Genomic DNA, 1532 nt, shown 5'->3' with positions numbered 1-1532 from the left:
TTAACTTTTTAAATCTAAAAAACAGGAATTTCATTTATGTCTAAACACTATGATTATATTGCGATTGGCGGAGGCAGTGGCGGTATTGCATCAGTCAATCGTGCTGCCATGTATGGTAAGAAATGTGCACTGATAGAAATGGGTGATATTGGTGGAACCTGTGTCAACGTAGGATGTGTTCCTAAAAAAGTGATGTGGTATTCAGCTCAAATTGCCGATGCGATTCATAAATATGGTCCTGACTATGGCTTTAATACAGAATTGAAATCCTTTAACTGGAAGAAATTAGTTGAAAACAGACAAGCCTATATCAGCCGAATACATACATCGTATGACACAGGACTAGCTAAAAATAATGTTGATGTCATTCGAGGTTTTGCAAAATTTTTAGATGCTCAAACAATTGAAGTAAATGGTGAAACGTACACAGCTGACCATATTTTAATTGCTACGGGGACTCAAGCATTCAAACCTGAAATTGAAGGTGCTGAATATGGTATTGATTCCAATGGTTTCTTCGGATTAGAACACTTACCGAAGCGGACTGCTATTGTTGGTTCTGGCTATATTGCTGTGGAATTGGCAGGTGTTCTTAATGCATTGGGTTCGAATGTACAATTATTTATTCGTAAACATCAGCCTTTGCGTGGATTAGATCATTTCCTTGGTAAAACACTATTAGAGAATATGCGCAGTGAAAATATTAACGTGCATACTCATAGTCAGATTAACAAAGTGACTAAAGTTCAAGATAACTCACTTGTATTACACCTAGAAGATGGTACAGAACATAGTGTAGATTGCTTGATTTGGGCAATTGGTAGAAAACCTGCAACTGAAGCGATCAATCTTAATAAGACTCAAGTTCAATTGAACGAGAATCGCTTTATTCATGTTGATGCATATCAAAATACAACACAGTCTGGCATTTATGCAGTGGGTGATATTACAGGTAAAGTCGAGTTAACACCTGTTGCTGTGGCAGCGGGTCGAAGACTGTCTGAACGTTTATTTAACAATAAGCCAAATGAACATTTAGATTATGAAAATATTCCGACTGTGGTGTTTAGTCACCCACCTATTGGAACAGTTGGATTAACCGAAGATCAAGCCATAGAAAAATTTGGTAAAGATGCCATCAAAATTTATAGTTCTTCCTTTACATCCATGTATACAGCGATAACAGAACATCGACAACTCACAAAAATGAAATTAATTTGTGTAGGAACTGATGAGAAAGTGGTCGGAATTCATGGTATTGGATACGGTATGGATGAAATTCTGCAAGGCTTTGCTGTTGCTTTAAAAATGGGAGCAACTAAAAAAGACTTCGATAACACTTTAGCAATTCATCCGACTTCTGCTGAAGAATTCGTCACAATGCGTTAATCATTGATCATCTAAAAGAGCATTTATTTATATATTTGCTCTTATTTTTATATTCTATATCCAAATTATGAACTTTCAACAACTTAGAATTATTAGAGAACTCACTCAACATAATCTCAATTTATCACAAACAGCACATGCTC

The 1532-nt window shown here is 35.9% G+C and carries 1 protein-coding gene; it reads left to right on the top strand.

Going from position 1 to position 1532, the window contains the following annotated elements; translation table 11 throughout:
- Positions 1-36 precede the first annotated feature (36 nt).
- Complete coding sequence (gene gorA, locus EXE10_RS20905; protein ID WP_002122354.1) at positions 37-1389, top strand: glutathione-disulfide reductase; 1353 nt, start codon at positions 37-39, stop codon at positions 1387-1389.
- Positions 1390-1532: the final 143 nt, after the last annotated feature.

The organism is Acinetobacter sp. WCHAc060033, from assembly GCF_004209125.1.
Lineage (GTDB): Bacteria > Pseudomonadota > Gammaproteobacteria > Pseudomonadales > Moraxellaceae > Acinetobacter > Acinetobacter wuhouensis.
This window is presented reverse-complemented; position numbering and strand designations above follow the sequence as displayed.